Origin of the sequence: Acidilutibacter cellobiosedens, from assembly GCF_004103715.1 — a bacterium.
GTDB classification, from domain to species: domain Bacteria; phylum Bacillota; class Clostridia; order Tissierellales; family Acidilutibacteraceae; genus Acidilutibacter; species Acidilutibacter cellobiosedens.
Map to the genome: position 1 here is coordinate 921215 of NZ_CP035282.1, position 17451 is coordinate 938665.

The 17451-nt window shown below is 34.1% G+C and carries 17 protein-coding genes; 14 read left to right on the plus strand and 3 right to left on the minus strand.

The features are described 5' to 3' along the window. Positions 1-15: 15 nt before the first annotated feature. Both EQM13_RS04395 and EQM13_RS04400 read left to right on the plus strand, forming a co-directional pair. Positions 16-738: an ABC transporter ATP-binding protein gene (locus EQM13_RS04395; RefSeq protein WP_114217949.1), complete on the plus strand. Its 723-nt coding sequence runs from the start codon at positions 16-18 to the stop codon at positions 736-738. Continuing rightward, positions 735-2417, plus strand: a complete 1683-nt coding sequence (locus tag EQM13_RS04400; RefSeq protein ID WP_128752040.1) for a putative ABC transporter permease subunit — start codon at positions 735-737, stop codon at positions 2415-2417. Before EQM13_RS04395 ends, EQM13_RS04400 begins: the two co-directional genes overlap by 4 nt. A 105-nt stretch (positions 2418-2522) precedes the next feature. On the opposite strand, the gene EQM13_RS04405 is transcribed toward EQM13_RS04400, so the two are convergent. From EQM13_RS04405 to EQM13_RS04415, 3 genes are all read right to left on the minus strand, one after another. After that, positions 2523-3014: an inorganic diphosphatase gene (locus EQM13_RS04405; RefSeq protein WP_071140292.1), complete on the minus strand. Its 492-nt coding sequence runs from the start codon at positions 3012-3014 to the stop codon at positions 2523-2525. A 24-nt stretch (positions 3015-3038) separates the two neighbouring features. After that, positions 3039-3455, minus strand: a complete 417-nt coding sequence (locus tag EQM13_RS04410) for an acyl-CoA thioesterase (protein WP_071140293.1) — start codon at positions 3453-3455, stop codon at positions 3039-3041. 70 nt (positions 3456-3525) lie between these two features. Further along, the gene (locus tag EQM13_RS04415) at positions 3526-4890 is read right to left on the minus strand and encodes an MATE family efflux transporter (RefSeq protein ID WP_071140294.1); all 1365 of its coding nucleotides are present in this window, start codon (positions 4888-4890) and stop codon (positions 3526-3528) included. A 195-nt stretch (positions 4891-5085) separates the two neighbouring features. Between EQM13_RS04415 and EQM13_RS04420 the strand changes: the two genes are divergently transcribed. The 12 genes from EQM13_RS04420 (at position 5086) to EQM13_RS04475 (ending at position 17374) form a co-directional block, all read left to right on the plus strand. Next, positions 5086-5892 carry a M55 family metallopeptidase gene (locus EQM13_RS04420; protein ID WP_071140295.1) on the plus strand — a complete coding sequence of 269 codons (807 nt, stop codon included), beginning with the start codon at positions 5086-5088 and terminating at the stop codon, positions 5890-5892. 69 nt (positions 5893-5961) lie between these two features. After that, entirely contained in the window at positions 5962-7332 is a 1371-nt protein-coding gene (locus EQM13_RS04425; protein WP_128752042.1) for an MATE family efflux transporter, read from the plus strand. Between the two features lie 83 nt (positions 7333-7415). Next, on the plus strand, positions 7416-8711 hold the full coding sequence (locus EQM13_RS04430) for an amidohydrolase (RefSeq protein WP_128752043.1): 1296 nt from the start codon (positions 7416-7418) through the stop codon (positions 8709-8711). A gap of 187 nt (positions 8712-8898) precedes the next feature. After that, positions 8899-9222: an ATPase gene (locus tag EQM13_RS04435; protein WP_128752044.1), complete on the plus strand. Its 324-nt coding sequence runs from the start codon at positions 8899-8901 to the stop codon at positions 9220-9222. Next, the gene (locus EQM13_RS04440; RefSeq protein ID WP_128752045.1) at positions 9209-11125 is read left to right on the plus strand and encodes a V-type ATP synthase subunit I; all 1917 of its coding nucleotides are present in this window, start codon (positions 9209-9211) and stop codon (positions 11123-11125) included. Before EQM13_RS04435 ends, EQM13_RS04440 begins: the two co-directional genes overlap by 14 nt. A 19-nt stretch (positions 11126-11144) precedes the next feature. Beyond that, positions 11145-11645, plus strand: a complete 501-nt coding sequence (locus EQM13_RS04445; RefSeq protein ID WP_114217943.1) for a V-type ATP synthase subunit K — start codon at positions 11145-11147, stop codon at positions 11643-11645. 13 nt (positions 11646-11658) lie between these two features. Beyond that, entirely contained in the window at positions 11659-12258 is a 600-nt protein-coding gene (locus tag EQM13_RS04450) for a V-type ATP synthase subunit E (RefSeq protein WP_071140301.1), read from the plus strand. 26 nt (positions 12259-12284) lie between these two features. After that, the gene (locus EQM13_RS04455) at positions 12285-13277 is read left to right on the plus strand and encodes a V-type ATP synthase subunit C (RefSeq protein WP_071140302.1); all 993 of its coding nucleotides are present in this window, start codon (positions 12285-12287) and stop codon (positions 13275-13277) included. After that, positions 13270-13593, plus strand: a complete 324-nt coding sequence (locus tag EQM13_RS04460) for a V-type ATP synthase subunit F (RefSeq protein ID WP_071140358.1) — start codon at positions 13270-13272, stop codon at positions 13591-13593. Before EQM13_RS04455 ends, EQM13_RS04460 begins: the two co-directional genes overlap by 8 nt. Positions 13594-13597: 4 nt before the next feature. Continuing rightward, positions 13598-15361 (plus strand): V-type ATP synthase subunit A, encoded by a 1764-nt coding sequence (locus tag EQM13_RS04465; RefSeq protein ID WP_071140303.1) that lies wholly within the window; start codon positions 13598-13600, stop codon positions 15359-15361. A 1-nt stretch (position 15362) separates the two neighbouring features. Then, entirely contained in the window at positions 15363-16745 is a 1383-nt protein-coding gene (locus tag EQM13_RS04470) for a V-type ATP synthase subunit B (protein ID WP_128752046.1), read from the plus strand. After that, the gene (locus tag EQM13_RS04475) at positions 16742-17374 is read left to right on the plus strand and encodes a V-type ATP synthase subunit D (protein ID WP_071140305.1); all 633 of its coding nucleotides are present in this window, start codon (positions 16742-16744) and stop codon (positions 17372-17374) included. The genes EQM13_RS04470 and EQM13_RS04475 overlap by 4 nt, the downstream gene beginning before the upstream one ends. The last annotated feature ends 77 nt before the right edge of the window (positions 17375-17451 follow it).

Genomic DNA, 17451 nt, shown 5'->3' on the forward strand with positions numbered 1-17451 from the left:
AGAGGAGGTGTTTTTTTGTTAAGACTGGAAAATGTGACAAAGACTTATAGCAAGAACAGTATAAAAGCTGTAGATAATATTAATCTTGAGATAGAAAGGGGAGAAGTATTTGGATTTCTTGGGCCTAATGGAGCAGGAAAAACTACAACTATTAAGATGATAGTCGGGCTTTTAAAGCCGGATAATGGGAAAATAACAGTCAATGGTATAGATGTATGGCAAAATCCTATAGAAGCTAAAAAGCTTATGAGTTATGTTCCTGATGATCCCGAACTATATAATAAGCTAAAGGGAATAGAATATTTGAATTTTGTAGGAGATATTTACGAAATTTTCAAAGAGGAAAGAATTGAAAGAATAGAGAAATATTTGGACATATTTGAGTTAAAAGGAGCAATAAAAGATACGATAGGGAGTTATTCTCATGGAATGAAACAGAAACTCGCATTGATATCCGCATTGATTCATGAACCGGAAATACTTATATTGGATGAGCCTATGGTGGGCCTGGATCCCAAGTCAGCATTTAATCTTAAAGAGATAATGAGGGATATGTGTAATAAAGGGAAAACAGTGTTTTTTTCAACTCATATATTGGAAGTAGCAGAAAAGATTTGCGACAGGATCGGAATTATAAAGGAAGGAAATATTATAGCTTTGGGGACAATGGAAGAACTGAGGCACCATTCGGCTAAAGAAGAATCCCTTGAAGAAATATTTTTGGAGCTGACAGAATGATGGATAAATTGATATCTTTGTTAAAAACGGATTTAAATATTACCTTTGGATTATCCTCACTAAAATATGATTTAAAAAACAGGAAGGATAAATGGAAGATAGGGCTTGTAATTCTTTTTATTGTTTCCGTAGTTCCGGCTTACGGTATTTTTATAAAATTTTTACTTAACTTATATGAAGGATATAAAATTGTCGGAATAGAGAGAGCTTTTATTCTTTCGGGTTTTTTAATTACCCAGATATTGATATTTTTATTTGGAATAATATTTGTAATGTCCAAATATTATTTTTCCAATGATTTGAATATACTTCTTCCCTTGCCTTTAAAAGCCGGTACTATAGTTGGAGCTAAATTTTTATCCATGGTTGTTAATGAATATATCGTATCCTTCCCAATAATAATTCCTTATATGGTAATATATGGGCTTAAAAGCCAAGTTAATTTTATTTATTGGATATATGCTTTATTTCTTATATTGCTGCTTCCGTTTATTCCTTTAGCATTGGATTCTGTGATAGTGATGTTCTTCATGAGATGGACCAATATCAAAGGTAAAAAGGACTTTATGAGAATAATAGGGTATGTCCTGATGATGGTGTTGATATTGTTTTTTCAATTTAAGCTTCAAAATATGGGAAATGATTTGTTGGCACAAGGCAATACCGATGCTATTATGAAATATATAGATCAAAAAAATGATTTAATACGTAATTTGGGAATGTCCTTTCCACCAAGTTCATGGGCAACATTGGCATTAACCGAAAGCAATAAAATTTTGGGATTTGTTTATTTGATTGTTTTCGGAGGAGCATCTGTTGGAGGCTTTTTATTGGTCAGTGCTTTGAGTGAAAAATTGTTTTTCAAGGGATTAATGGGGAACTTTGAGGAAAAGGGAAGAGGCAGTAATGTAACGGAAGAAGAAATAAAGAAGGGATTTTCAAAGATAAGGCCTCAATATATGGCGGTATTTTCAAAAGAAATGAAAACACTTGTAAGAACTCCCATATACCTCTTTAATTCCATCGGCGGAGTTATAATAGTCCCTATAATTCTTGTAATGACTACCGCGATGGATAATGGAAACTCGTTAAAGGTATTAACGGTCTATGCACAAAAATTTTCTCATTATATAACATTGTTTGGAACGGGGCTTATAGTTTTTTTGGGGATTGCCAACAGCGTAGGGGCTACTACTTTTTCACGAGAAGGGAAAAACCTTTGGATAATAAGATCCGCTCCTTCAAAATACAGTGATCAAATAATTGGCAGATTGTTATCTTCTTTGATGGTACAGGCAATTGGTATTGTATGTTTAATTGTAGTTTTGCCGTTTTTAATCAAAATTAATTTGGAAAACATAATAGGGATTATTGCATTAGGGATGCTGGGAAGTATTCCGGTTACTCTTTTGGGAATGATTGTTGATATATTAAGGCCTCTTCTTGACTGGGATAATCCCCAGAAGGCCATGAAAGAAAATTTAAATGTGTTAATAGGCATGGGAATAGGAGCGTTATATATTTTAATAGTGGGTTTTTTAGTATATTTATTATTAAAGATAGATTTGAATATTTATTTAATATATCTTTTGATGGGCTTAATATTTTGTTTATCATCTTATTTTTTATTTAAAATTCTCACTAAATTAGTTGAAAGACAATTTATTAATTTAGAATAAAAGAAAAAGGTTGATAGAAAATTATAAAACTATCAACCTTTTATATCTATAACCCATAAGAAAATCATATTTTCCTTAACTTATTTATGTTTCAATAGGAGCTTTTTATTTGTGAGATTTTTTATAGTTTTCCTTAGCCTTTTCTATCATTGAAAAAGCTTCTTTTTTCCCTGCCCATCCGTTTATTTGAACTTCCTTTTTTTCTAAGTCCTTATAATGAGAGAAAAAGTGTTCGATTTCTTTTTTCAGGTGGCCATTTACGTCGTCTATAGTTTGAACATTTTCATATCTTGGGTCCCCTACAGGTACGGCAATTATTTTTTCGTCTCCTTCCCCTTGATCTATCATGAGAAGCATTCCGATAACTCTGCTTTCAATGGTACACCCCGGGAATGTGGGATAAGCCGTAAGAACCATTATATCAAGAGGATCTCCGTCATCTCCGAGAGTTTCAGGAATAAATCCGTATTCTGTCGGATAAAACATCGGAGAGTATAATGTTCTGTCTAAGAAAAATTCTCCTTTCTCCTTGTCATATTCATATTTGTTACTGCTCCCTCTCGGGATTTCAATAAAAGCTTTTACTGTATTTTCCATTTTAATTCACCTCTATTTAAATATTTAAAGTTTCTCTGCTCTTAATCGAGTGTTCCTTTCTTCTTCATCGGCAGGTTCATCCAACACTATATGGTGAGGGGTAGGCCGCCTATTTTCTCCTACAAAAACAAATGTTATAAATCCGTCTGAAAGAATATCGGAAGAATTATTTCTGGTTATTTTACAATAGACTGTGAAACTTGTCCGTTTGGCTCTGGCTATGTAAACTTCCATATTGATTACATTTCCCAGATCCGCGGGATGGGAAAAGGTAAGCCCGTGAATGTTTACACATAATATGCTTTCAGGTTTTTCTGTTTTTTTCGCGGCACATATAAAGCATGCTTCAACGAACCATTCTGCCATTCTTCCGGCAAACAGAGTACCGTGATGGTTTAAATCCTCAGATTTCACTAGATGAGCTACTTTAATTCTTTCCATAAATATTTTACCTCCCTTAAAATTAAAAGGTAATGAATTATACAACTTATTATAACACATTATCGTTAAGTCAAACTCTTTTTGTTTTCCATTTCCCGTTTTTGTATAATAATATGATTATGAGCATTTCCGATATATCCGTTACCATAAAACTTATCCATAAAAAAATTATAGGAAGTTGAAGCAAATTTGTAACTATAAAAAGCATGGGAACCTGAACCAGCCATCTGGATATAAAGCTTGAAATAAGATAAGGGATATTATAGCCTGAACCGGAAAAGGCCGAACTTATCCCCATAGATATTCCGCCGAATATTAAAGAAGGTATAATTATTCTTATCATCAATATCCCTATTTCTATTACATTTTTATCCGATATAAACAGTTTCATAATGTTTTCCGGAAATATTATGGCAACTACAGATACTAAAATCATCATTATTAAATTAAATTTAACAGAAAATTTTACGGTTTCTTCAGCTTTTTCCACACATTCCCCGCCGAGACATTGACCTATAATAGTACTTGAACTTATAGCTATCCCTGAGACAGGCATGAAACAAAAATTTAAAAGTTTTGCTCCTATTCCCATAGCGGCAACTGCATCAGTTCCATATAAAGATGCAAATTTAAGGGCGAGGACTCCGGCAAAATTTCGTGAGAAAATTTGAAGACCTGATGGAATTCCTATGGCTAACAATTTTTTATCGATATTCCAATCCAATTTAAATAAACCCTTAACTGAAATTTTAAGCTTTTTTTTACCCTTCAAAAGAATATAAAAGCCTAAAAGAAAAGCAATCGAAGTAGAAATAACGGTAGCAACGGCTGCTCCAAATACTCCCATATTTAATCCGGGTATTGAAGTTCCGGGAACAGTTTTAAACATGAGAAAAGGATCAAGTATTATATTTGTAACTGCTCCGACAATCATTATATACATTGGAGTTTTAGAATCTCCCAAGCACCTTAAAGCAGTATTTACAGAATAAGATGAGAAAGTTATGGGAAGAAAAAATATTCTTATATATCCAAAGTCCAATGCCGCCTTTATAACTATGTCGTCTTTGGTAAAATAGGAAAGTAGAGGTTTCAGGGATATTATCATTATACCTGCTGCTATGAATGCCACCAATGCTTTAAAGGTCAATGTTTGTTCTACAATTTTCTGAGTCTTTTTTTTGTTTCCCATTCCATAGCTTTGAGAAATAAGAGAAATGGAACTTGTCCCAATTATTTCATTCAATACTGTTACAAGTAAGAAAATTGTAGAGAATATAGTTATTCCCGCTACTGCAGAAGAGGATATTCTGCCTACCCACATCATATCTATGATATCATAAACATATTGTAGGAAATACCCTATCATTGTAGGAAAGGACAGCTTAAGCAAATTTTTTTTCAAGTCTCCCTCTAAAAGTTCACCGTTCTCCATATTTATACACCTCTTCGTGAAAATTTAGGCTTTCTAAATATACATCATAATATATTAGTAATGTTTTTACAATAGATTGAATGGATTTAACGCTGTATATAAAAATTAAAAATTTTTAATCTTTATATATAGAAAAAGTATGTAATATTAGTATAGAATAATAGTTAAGTATATGATAAGGAGGATTTATAATAGATGAAAATATTTATAAGTGCAGATATTGAAGGGACTACAGGAATTGCCCATTGGAGTGAAACGGAGAAGTCAGAGAAGGATTATCAATATTTTCAGGAACAGATGAACAGAGAAGTAAGAGCTGCCTGTGAAGGAGCTATAGAATCGGGGGCAAATGAGATATGGATAAAGGATGCTCATGATTCGGGAAGAAATATTGAACCGAATAAGATGCCGAGAAATGCAGACTTGAAAATCATAAGAGGCTGGTCCGGACATCCTCTTTCTATGATACAGGAACTAAATGAAACGTTTGATGCTATAATATTTACCGGATATCATTCCTGGGGGGGTTCGGACGGCAATCCTCTTGCTCATACCATGAACACCTCTTCCGTAAACATGATTAAAATAAACGGAGAATATTGCAGTGAATTTATGCTCCACGGTTATGGAGCTGCATATTTGAAGGTACCTGTGGCATTTTTGAGTGGAGATAAGGAATTATGCAGAGAAGTTAACAGAATAAATGAAAACATAGCAACTGTCGGAGTGAATGAAGGAGTTGGAAATTCATCCATCAGTATTCATCCGGACATGGCCGTTGAATTGATAAAGAAAGGAGTAAGCAAGTCCCTTAAAAAGGATTTGAGTAAGAATATTATTCAGCTTCCCGATAAATTTAAATTAGAGGTAGACTATACTACTCACGGGAAAGCTTATAAATCAAGTTTTTATCCGGGAGCAAGACTTGTTTCACCTAAAAAGGTAGTATTTGAAACTGAGGATTATTTTGAAATTATGAGAGCTGCAATGTTTATACTTTAGTACTTGTTTAGACTGTCTAAATATTGTACAATATAATACGTACATATTTAAATGGCAAAGGAGATTATTATGGCTGCGGAAATTGAAAGGGAAGAAAACAAAAGGATACGAAACAGAATACTTGCTATGATCATCCCTATCACTATTGAAAATATTCTCCAGATGATGACTGGTTTTGTTTCCATGGCAATGATAGGAAGAATAGATGCTATAGCAGTAGGGGCTTTGGGAATAAGCAATAGAATCACTCAAATAATATGGGCGCTGTTTAATGGAATAGCTACAGGGGTAACCGTGTTTGTTGCTCAGGCTTATGGTTCCAATAATAGGGAGAAGATAAAAAAAGTTGCAATACAATCGCTGATGGCATCTGTAATTTTAGTGGTGATACTTCAACAGATTATATTTTGGAATGCTTCAAATATTTTAAAAATTTTTGATCCCAACGACGTTCTTCTCCAAAATGGAACGATGTATTTAAAAATTTCATCTTGGGGTCTTCCCTTTATTACAATAGTATTGATTGTAGCGGGAATTCTTCATGGCGTAGGAAATACTAAAACTCCCATGCAAATAGTTCTTATCATGAATATAATGAATATATTTTTCAGTTATATTTTGATATTTGGGAAATTTGGAATTAGTCCTCTTAAATTGAAGGGAGCGGCCATTTCTATTGTGTTAGCTCAAATTATTGCTGCTTTTTTAGGAATTTGGGTATTGTTTGGGAAAGATGGAATTTTATCTAATCATTTTAATAAAAAGTCTTTTAAATTAGATAAAGAGGAAATCATTTCGATATACAAAGTAGGATTACCTACTTCTTTTGAGTCGATATTTTGGCAGATAGCTGCCATTATAATTACAAAGGCTATACTTACTTATGGGGAATCGGCTTTAGCAGCTTATCAATTAGGTCTTCAGGCAGAATCGATTTCCTATATGCCTGCAGCAGGATTTTCCGTAGCGGCTACTACTTTTATAGGTCAGACCTTGGGCTCGGGGGAAAAAGATTTGGGAAGAAAATATTTAAAACAGTTGGTAATAGGAACATCAATTATCACTATATTTACGGGAGGTACTTTAACGTTTTTCCCTCAGCTGATAATGAGACTTCTTACAAATAATAAAGAGCTTATCAGTATTGGAATCGGATATTTGGTAGCTATGGGAGTTGTCCAAATTCCTCAAAACATAGCAGGAGTATTAAACGGTGCTTTGAGAGGGGCAGGTTTTACAAGAGTACCCATGATTGTAGCAGGAGTCGGATTGTGGCTTATTAGAGTACCTTCAAGTCTGTTGGCGGCTTATTATTTTAAAACAAGTATTTCTGTTATTTGGATTATTATAGGTGTGGATATGTTCTTTAGATTTTTATTAAGTTTTATAATATATAAGACAAAAGATATTTATAATATGAATTTAATTATAAATAAATAATGAAATAACCTCAAACAGTTCTACAGTTTGGGGTTATTTTTGTGATATAATTTTGCTAAGAATTGAATTGGGAGGTATGTAAAATGTTGACATTGATAGAAGGTATTAAGTTGCTTTCTATGGGAAGTTCCAAAGAAATTATTAATGATACGAATATTTATATTCAGGATGACAAAATTGTTCATATCGGAGACCTAAAAAGGGAAATGAATCCTGACAGAATAATAGATGGGAAAGATAAATTAGCTATGCCCGGCCTTATAAATGCACATACTCATATATCCATGTCTCTTATGAGAAATTTTGCAGATGATTTACCCCTTCAAGAATGGCTGACTCAGAAAATATGGCCTGTAGAGTCTCATCTTACAGCAGAGGATGTATATTGGGGTGCAATGTTAAGTATTGTGGAAATGATTCAATCAGGGACTACTTGTTTTGCAGATATGTATTTCTTTATGGACGAAGTGGGAAGGGCAATAGAGGAAAGCGGAATAAGAGGGATGATTTCAAGAGGGATTACGGAAGAAGACGATGAAGAAAAAAACGAGGAAAAGATAAAGGATACAAGAAATCTTTATAATAATTGGAACGGTAAAGCCGACGGAAGGATAAAAGTATTTGTGGCACCTCATGCACCTTATACCTGCGGTATAGGATTTTTGGAGAAAGCCTTGAATTTGGCAAAAGAACTAAATACGGCAATACATATTCATCTTTCGGAGACAAAAAGAGAAGTGGACGACAGTTTAAGAATATATGGAAAATCTCCGATAAAACACGTATACGATATAGGTTTATTTGATGTGCCTATATTAGCTGCCCATTGCGTTCATGTTTCCCCAGAGGACATAGAAATCCTTAAAGAAAAGAATGTGAACGTAGTAAATAATCCCGGAAGTAATCTGAAGCTGGCAAGCGGATTTGCTCCGGTAGTTGACATGCTTAAGGCCGGTGTTAATGTGGCTTTGGGAACAGACGGATCTTCCAGTAACAATAATCTTAATATGTTTGAGGAAATTAATTTGGCTGCTATTATAAATAAGGGAATCACGGGAATTGCTACGGCAGTACCGGCGATAAAGGCAGTTGAAATGGCGACTGTAAATGGTGCTAAATCATTATTGTGGGAAAATGAAATAGGGACTATAGAAGCTGGGAAAAAGGCCGATATAATACTTATAGATATGGACAAACCCCATCTTTATCCCATACATGATATCATATCTTCTCTTGCCTATACAGTACAGGGATCAGATGTGGATACAGTAATAGTAAACGGAAAGGTTATAATGGAGAAAAGAGAAATGAAAACCATGGATGTAGAAAAGATAAAATATAATGCGGAGAAATCCGCTGAGAGTTTAATAAGGAGATAGAAGATTAATAAAGATAGCAGAGTATTTCTACTGTCTTTGTTAATAAATTAAGAATAATTGACAAAGTATTGACTACTGTATATTTAATGAAGGATTATGTCGATTTTTTAGTTTAAATGGGTAGTTATAATAAATAGTTATGTTTTTTATATTGCTTTCTTAATATATTAAAATGGTGGTGATAAAATTGCTTGATGTTTTAACTGAGATAAAAGGAGCAGAAGATACTGCTGATAAAATTGAGGCAGATGCTCAGTTGAATGCGAAGAAATTGATTAAGTCTACAGAAGAAAAAGCAGATGTAGAAATACAAAATGCAGTAAAGAAAGCTAAAACTATAGAAGAAGATATAATAAAAAGAAAGGAAGACGAAGGAAGAAGGGAGGCTGAAATCATACTAAAATCAGCAGAAGAGGAATGTAAAAAAATTAAAGAAATACAAGATGACAAAATTGAAAAAGCAGTATCTCTTGTAATTGAGAGGATAGTGAACGGCTATGGCAATAGTTAAAATGAAAAAGATAATAATAGCGGCACCGGAAAGTGATAAAGATAGTATGTTGAGTACAATTCAGTCTGAAAATTGTATTGAAATTGTAGATTTAAAAAGCAGTGTCGAGATTGAAGAATTAGATTATACTAAAAGCGGTAATACTGTAAGCCAAATAGAAGTTGATTTAAATAATATAAAGTTTACATATGATTTCCTTAAGCAGTACAATAAGAAGAAGCATGGAATTTTAGATAAAAAGGAAACATTAACGGAGAAAGAATTTAAACAATTAGGCAGTTCTTTAAGATGGAAGGATATATATTTGCAGTGTAAGGAAATAAAAGAAAAATTGGAATTAAATAAAAATGAAATTTCTAAATTATATTCTCTGATAGAACAATATACTCCGTGGATAAATTTAGATATAAATGATGAAAAACTTAAAGGTTTAAAGAAAATATCTTATTTTTGGGGAAGTATATCAAAAAAGTTTGAAAACCAGATGTATGATGAGTTGAAAAGTGAATTTAATGATATATACATTGAAAGAATTTCTGAAAAAGGGCAAAGCATAAATTTGTTTTTATTAGGATATAAGGATGATGAGCATAATATTTCAGATGTGCTGAAGAAATACGGTTTTACAAATAATAATTTAAATTTAAGTGATATGCCAAAAGATAAAATAAATGAATTCAATGAGAAGATACACAGCCTTGAGAACGAATGTCAGAAAATGAAAACTAAGGCTGAAAAATTAGCTGAGGATATCGGCTATATAGAGAAATTGTGCGATTATTTCAGCAGCAAATTGGACAAACAAAAAGTACTGTCAAATCTTATAGAAACAAAAAAGACTTTTATCCTTGAAGGATGGATTACCGAAAATAATTCGGAAAAAATGAAGTCATTTTTGAAATCTAAATATGAATATATATATATTGAGCTTAAAGATGTATCTGAAAGTGACAATCCGCCTATCAAATTAAAAAATAATTTTTTGGTAGAGCCTTTTGAGACCATCACATCCCTTTATGGACTTCCCAATTTTAGCGAGGTTGATCCTACTCCGGTTCTTACACCCTTTTATATGATATTTTTCGGAATGATGATGGCGGATATAGGATATGGACTGGTTATGATTGCTGCATCATTATTTATGCTAAAATTCATTGATATGGCAGATGGAATGAAAAAGATTGTAAAATTAATATTTTATTGTGGATTTCCTACAATCTTGTTTGGCTTTTTATATGGAAGTTTCTTTGGAGGTATAATTAGTTTAAAACCATTATGGGTTAGTCCGGTAGACAATACTGTAGAGGTACTGATAGCTTCTCTCGTTATGGGGATAATTCATATTTTTACGGGTTTGGGAGTTAAAGCATATATGCTTATCAAAGATAAAAAATACAAAGATGCTTTTTATGATGTTTTTTCTTGGTATGGTCTTATAATAGGGCTTATATGTATGCTTTTAAAGGTAGGAGGAAAATTTCCCAAGATATTGGCGGGAGTAAGTGCTTTAGTTCTTTTGTTAACTCAGGGCAGAAATAATAAGTCCATAGCAGGGAAATTCTTTGGTGGGCTATATGGTCTTTATGGTATAACGGGATATCTGGGAGATACTCTTTCTTATTCAAGGCTTTTAGCCTTAGGGCTTTCTTCAGGTCTTATAGGATGGGCTTTTAATATTCTTGTCGGGATGGTTGGAGGCAAGGGATTTGTTTCCATGATATTTGCGGCATTAATATTTATAATAGGGCATACTTTCAATATTTTGATAGGAGGTCTGGGGACCTTTGTTCATACATGCAGACTCCAGTATCTTGAATTTTTCGGAAAGTTTTATGAAGGCGGAGGCAAAGCTTTTTCACCTTTAAAATTCAATACAAAATATGTAAAAATTAAAACAGAATAATAAATAAGGAGGAACTATAATGAGCACATTAGTAAATTTTTTTCAGGAATTCGGAGGGGTATTATTGGCTTTGTTGGCGGCAGTTTTAGCTGCTTTAACATCGGGAATAGGTTCGGCTCGAGGAGTTGGCATCGTAGGGCAGGCATCCGCAGGATTGATTGCAGAGGAGCCGGAGAAATTTTCTAAAGCTCTTATACTTCAAGTTTTACCGGGTACTCAAGGATTTTATGGTTTTATTACAGCGTTAATTATTGTTTCCAGAATAGGTTTTCTTTCGGGAGAAGTACAAACATTAACTATTGGACAGGGTTTTTCATTTCTTTTGGCAGCACTTCCAGTAATATTTGTTGAATATAAGTCGGCAATCTACCAAGCTAATACGGCAGCATCAGGGGTGGAAATATTGGCGAAACAGCCGGAAAGGTTTTTTGATGCCGTAATATTTACCGTAATGGTTGAAACTTATGCGGTGCTTGCACTTATAGTATCTGTACTTATGATAGTTAATATAAATCTGTAAGGAGATATATAATATGGCTGAAATTGATAGCTTGAAAAATAGAATATTGAAGGAAAGCAAGGATAAGGCTGAGGCTAAGGAAAGGGAAGCAGAAGCTCAAGTTCGGGAAATGCTGAAAGAATCGGAAGAAAAAATACAGGTTATATTAAATGACGGAAAAATTAAAGGAGAAAAAGAAGGAGATGCATTAAAAAATAGAATAATTTCAAAAGCACACATGGACTACAAAAATATGATTCTTGAAGCGAAGCAGGAAGCCTTAGAGAAGATTTTTGAACTTGTTTTACAGAGAATTAAAGAAATGAATAAGGAAGATTATACTCATTTTTTGGAAAGACTTCTTATACATAATACGGAGACAGGAACAGAAGAGGTTATATTGTCCAAAAATGATGAAGAAGGAATAGATGCGGAACTGCTGAATAAGGTAAATAAAGAGCTTATTTCTCAGGGAAAAGAAGGAAAATTGATACTGAAAGGTTATAGAGATAGTATAAGTTCAGGGTTTATTCTTCAAAGAGACGGTATAGAAATTAACTGCTCTCCAAAGTCACAGCTCAGATTATTAAGGGACAACCTTGAAGAAGAATTAGTGGATATTCTTTTTAAATAAGTATACCTCTTAAGGAGGATTGTATAATGGATAATAGTATTTTTATTAATAGTATCAGCCATATGAGAGTTCTGGAAGCAAGGATGTTCAGCAAAGCAAAGCTTGATTCCTTAGTAGATTCAGAGGACTTTTCAGACTGTGTAAGGATGCTTCAGAATTCTTATTATGGGAAATATGTAAATATGATTTCTTATGAGAAAGGGTTAAAGTTAGCTGTTGAAGATTTCTATAAGGATATGTATAAGCTTTTTCCTTTAAGAGAAGTAGTGGATATAATGGCTGTAAAATATGACAATCACAATCTAAAGGCAATTATAAAGGGAGAAATTTATAAAAAAGATTTTCGGGATATGATTATTGATGCTGGGAGCATTCCTGTGGATGTTTTAATGAATGGAATAAAAAAGAGAAATTTTGCTGATATACCGGAAACAATTTCATTGATGATAGAAAGAATATTTGACAGTTATAATCATAAAAAAAATCCTCAGGATATTGATATGGAAATAGATAAAGAAATTTATAAATACATGTTTCAAATAGCTGAAAAAAGTGAGATGCCGTATCTTTTTGATTTTACTAAATGTTCGATAGATTTATCTAATATAAGAATGTTTATTAGAATAAAGGCCCAAGGGAAAGGAGAGGAATTTTTAAAGAGAGCTTTTATATATGGAGGAAAATTGAATTTAGATCTGTTTGTATCCTACATAAATGAGCCGCTAGTTAGATTTTCAGATAAGATCATGTATACTCCATATGGAAAATGGTCTGAAGGATGTATAAAAAAATATATCGAAACTAAAGACTTGTCATTAATAGATAAGTTCAGTGATGACTTCATGACTAATTATTTAAAGAAAGCAAAGCTGATAAGCTTTGGGCCGGAACCAATTATTGCATATATATTTGCAAAGGAAAATGAAATTAAGGCTGTGAGAATAATTTTAACAGGTAAAAAGAACGGTGTAGACCCGGATATTATAAAAGAAAGGCTGCGTGAAAGATATTATGTATAAGATAGGTGTCGTAGGCGAAAAGGATATAGTAACGGCTTTTCTTGCTCTTGGGATTACGATAAAGCCTGTGGAAAATTCCGGGGAAGCGGTAAAAGCTGTGAATAATATGGCGAAAGATGGATACGGACTGATATTTGTAACTGAAACTATGGCACAGAATATGAAAGAAACTATAGAAAGGTATAAAAGCGAGATGCTCCCTGGAATTATTCTTATACCAGGAGTTCAAGGAAGCCTTGGAATAGGTCTTGAGGCAATAAAAGACAATGTAGAAAAAGCAGTAGGAGTTGATATTTTAACAAAGAAAGAAGGTTGATGATTTGAGTAATGGAAGGGTTGTTAAAATTTCAGGGCCTCTGGTTATAGCAGAGGGAATGGATGGATCGAAGATGTTCGATGTTGTCAGAGTAGGGAAGGCAAAATTAATTGGTGAGATAATAGAGATGAGGGGAGATAAAGCATCCATACAAGTATATGAGGAAACTTCCGGTTTAAAACCGGGAGAAGACGTTGTATCCTCCGGTTATCCCCTTAGTGCAGAATTAGGGCCCGGCCTTATTGAAGGAATATTTGACGGGATACAAAGACCTCTTAGAGATATAGCTGAGATAGCAGGGAGTTTTATTTCAAGGGGAATAGATGTAGTATCCCTTGACAGAAATAAAAAATGGCATTTTCATCCTGTAAAAAAGCCGGGAGACCATGTGGTGCCGGGAGATGTTATAGGAACGGTACAGGAAACTTCAATAGTGGAGCATAAGATAATGATTCCCTATGGGATAGAAGGAGAGTTAGTTGAGATAAACGAAGGAGATTATACAATTATAGAGCCTGTCGGTAAGATCAGAGTTAAAAGCGGAGAAATAAAGGATGTTATAATGCTGCAGAAATGGCCTGTAAGGAAGGGAAGACCATATAAAAGCAAACTTGCACCTGAGGAGCCTATGATTACGGGACAGAGAATAATAGATACATTTTTTCCTGTAGCAAAGGGAGGAACTGCCTGCGTTCCGGGACCTTTCGGAAGCGGAAAAACCGTTGTTCAGCATCAGCTGGCGAAATGGGCAGATGCGGAAATAGTTGTTTATGTAGGCTGCGGTGAGAGGGGCAACGAGATGACGGATGTTCTGATGGAATTTCCGCAGCTTAAAGATCCTAAATCCGGAGAAGCATTGATGAAAAGGACGGTACTTATTGCCAATACTTCCAATATGCCTGTTGCTGCCCGTGAAGCTTCAATATATACGGCTATTACTATAGCTGAATATTTTAGAGATATGGGGTATTCTGTTGCTCTTATGGCAGATTCTACATCAAGATGGGCTGAGGCCCTTCGTGAGATGTCGGGGCGTCTTGAAGAGATGCCAGGTGAAGAAGGTTATCCTGCTTATTTGTCGTCGAGACTTGCCGAGTTTTATGAAAGAGCAGGTAAGGTTATATGTCTTGGAGATGATGACAGAAAGGGAGCATTGACTGTTGTGGGAGCAGTGTCTCCTCCTGGAGGAGATTTGTCTGAACCGGTAGTTCAAGCAACTCTGAAAATAGTTAAAGTGTTTTGGGGACTTGATTCTAATCTTGCCTATAAAAGACATTTTCCGGCTATAAATTGGCTTTTAAGCTATTCACTTTATCTTGATAAAATTGGTGAGTGCATAGAAAAATCAGGAGCCGAAGGATGGATGAAATTAACAAGGGATGCAATGAAGGTTCTTCATGAGGAATCGGAGCTAAATGAAATTGTTAGATTAGTCGGAATAGATTCACTGTCACAAGAGGATAAACATACTTTAGAATCGTCAAGATCTTTGAGAGAAGATTATCTTCATCAAAATGCCTTTGATGATATAGACACTTATACATCTATTAAAAAACAGTATAAAATATTAAAGCTGATAATGGACTTTTATTCTCTCGGACAAAAAGCTATCAAAAATGGAGTTCCTTTCGATAAAATTGCTTCTTTACCCATTAGAAATGAAATATCCAGAGCAAAATATATTCCAGAGAATAATATTGAAAAAATTGATGAAATGGATTTATCCCTCAGACAGGAAATAGAAGATTTGATGGAGGGGAGAGTATAAAATGGTTAAGGAATATAAAACAATAAAAGAAGTTGCAGGACCTTTGATGATTGTGGATATGGTAGAAGATGCGGCCTATGATGAGTTAGTTGAAATTGAAACCCAGTCGGGAGAAGTGAGAAGAGGGCGAGTTCTTGAAATAAATGGAAATAAAGCATTGATTCAGCTTTTTGAAAGTTCCATGGGAATAAATTTAAAGAACAGCAAAGTGAGATTTCTTGGGAAATCCCTTGAACTTGGAGTTTCCATAGATATGCTCGGAAGAATATTTGACGGCTTAGGCAGGCCAAAGGATGGAGGGCCTAAAATAATCCCTGACAAAAGAGTAGATGTTGAGGGAGAACCTATAAATCCGGTTTCAAGAGATTATCCTTCGGAATTTATACAAACGGGAATATCTGCAATAGATGGGTTAAATACATTGGTAAGAGGACAAAAACTTCCTATATTTTCAGGCTCGGGTCTTCCTCATTCTCGCCTTGCTGCTCAAATAGCAAGACAGGCAAAAGTTTTAGGTTCTGAAAGTGAATTTGCCGTTGTATTTGCAGCTATGGGAATAACATTTGAGGAAGCAAATTTTTTTATGGAAGATTTTAAGAAAACGGGAGCCATAAACAGGGCGGTTTTGTTTGTAAACCTTGCCGATGATCCTCCGATTGAAAGAATTGCAACTCCGAGAATGGCACTTACATGTGCAGAATATTTAGCATATGAAAAGGACATGCATGTTTTAGTTATAATGACAGATATGACAAATTATGCAGAGGCTTTAAGAGAAATTTCCGCAGCCAGAAAAGAAGTACCGGGAAGAAGAGGCTATCCGGGGTATCTATATACAGATCTTTCTACTTTGTATGAAAGGGCAGGAAGAATAATCGGGAAAAAAGGCTCAATAACTCAGATACCTATTCTTACGATGCCGGAAGATGACATAACCCATCCTATTCCGGATCTTACGGGGTATATAACGGAAGGACAGATAATATTAAGCCGTGAACTTTACAGAAAGGGAATTATACCTCCGGTTAATGTTCTTCCATCTCTTTCGAGGCTGAAAGATAAGGGTATAGGTAAAGGAAAAACAAGGGAGGATCATGCAGATACTATGAACCAATTATTTGCAGCTTATGCTCAAGGAAAGCAGTCTAAGGAGTTGGCTATAGTATTGGGAGAATCGGCTTTGTCTGATATGGATAAGATATATGCTAAATTTGCCGATGAATTTGAAAATAGATATGTTTCTCAGGGAGAATATGAGGAAAGAAGCATAGAAGAGACTTTAAACCTTGGATGGGAACTTCTCAGAATGATTCCTGTTTCAGAACTAAAGAGAATAAAAGATGAATATATAGAGAAGTATCTCCGAAAGGATGAGAAAGAATGAGATTGAATGTAAATCCGACAAGAATGGAACTTACTAACCTTAAAAAAAGGCTTAATGTAGCAGAGAAAGGCCATAAACTCTTAAAGGATAAACAAGACGAGCTTATGAAAAAATTTATTGATATGATCAGGCTGAACAATGACCTTAGAGTAAAGGTTGAAAATGAACTTTCTCAATCTTTGAAGGATTTCATGATGGCAAAAGCTGTTATGGGAACAGAAGTTCTTGAGGAATCCATAATGATTCCTATTGAAGAAATAAGCCTTGACATATCTAAGAAAAATATAATGGGTGTTAGTGTTCCTGAAATGAATTTTGTAAAAAAAGGTAAAGACAATTTTAGTATTTATCCCTATGGTTTTGTTCAGACTACCGGAGAACTGGATATGGCAATAAAAAAATTTTATGATATCCTTCCCTCTTTACTTCGATTGGCCGAAATAGAGAAATCATGCCAGCTTATGGCAGATGAAATCGAAAAGACAAGAAGAAGAGTCAACGCATTGGAATATATAATGATACCCCAATTAGAAGAAACTATAAAATATATAACTATGAAGTTGGAAGAAAATGAAAGAGGAAACATCGTAAGGCTTATGAAAGTTAAATTAATAATAGAAAATGAATAGTTTTGAAGGTAATTAAAAAGTAACTTTTGCTTTTTATTTAATATGGCGGAAGTTACTTTTTTTAGGTTGATATCGTA

Bases quoted from the DNA above. Each gene is read 5' to 3' on its own strand.
- EQM13_RS04400 (WP_128752040.1), top strand. From the start codon at position 735: ATGATGGATAAATTGATATCTTTGTTAAAAACGGATTTAAATATTACC.
- EQM13_RS04470 (WP_128752046.1), top strand. From the start codon at position 15,363: ATGGTTAAGGAATATAAAACAATAAAAGAAGTTGCAGGACCTTTGATG.
- EQM13_RS04460 (WP_071140358.1), top strand. From the start codon at position 13,270: ATGTATAAGATAGGTGTCGTAGGCGAAAAGGATATAGTAACGGCTTTT.
- EQM13_RS04430 (WP_128752043.1), top strand. From the start codon at position 7,416: ATGTTGACATTGATAGAAGGTATTAAGTTGCTTTCTATGGGAAGTTCC.
- EQM13_RS04420 (WP_071140295.1), top strand. From the start codon at position 5,086: ATGAAAATATTTATAAGTGCAGATATTGAAGGGACTACAGGAATTGCC.
- EQM13_RS04405 (WP_071140292.1), bottom strand. From the start codon at position 3,014: ATGGAAAATACAGTAAAAGCTTTTATTGAAATCCCGAGAGGGAGCAGT.
- EQM13_RS04450 (WP_071140301.1), top strand. From the start codon at position 11,659: ATGGCTGAAATTGATAGCTTGAAAAATAGAATATTGAAGGAAAGCAAG.
- EQM13_RS04440 (WP_128752045.1), top strand. From the start codon at position 9,209: ATGGCAATAGTTAAAATGAAAAAGATAATAATAGCGGCACCGGAAAGT.
- EQM13_RS04475 (WP_071140305.1), top strand. From the start codon at position 16,742: ATGAGATTGAATGTAAATCCGACAAGAATGGAACTTACTAACCTTAAA.
- EQM13_RS04425 (WP_128752042.1), top strand. From the start codon at position 5,962: ATGGCTGCGGAAATTGAAAGGGAAGAAAACAAAAGGATACGAAACAGA.
- EQM13_RS04445 (WP_114217943.1), top strand. From the start codon at position 11,145: ATGAGCACATTAGTAAATTTTTTTCAGGAATTCGGAGGGGTATTATTG.
- EQM13_RS04410 (WP_071140293.1), bottom strand. From the start codon at position 3,455: ATGGAAAGAATTAAAGTAGCTCATCTAGTGAAATCTGAGGATTTAAAC.
- EQM13_RS04415 (WP_071140294.1), bottom strand. From the start codon at position 4,890: ATGGAGAACGGTGAACTTTTAGAGGGAGACTTGAAAAAAAATTTGCTT.
- EQM13_RS04455 (WP_071140302.1), top strand. From the start codon at position 12,285: ATGGATAATAGTATTTTTATTAATAGTATCAGCCATATGAGAGTTCTG.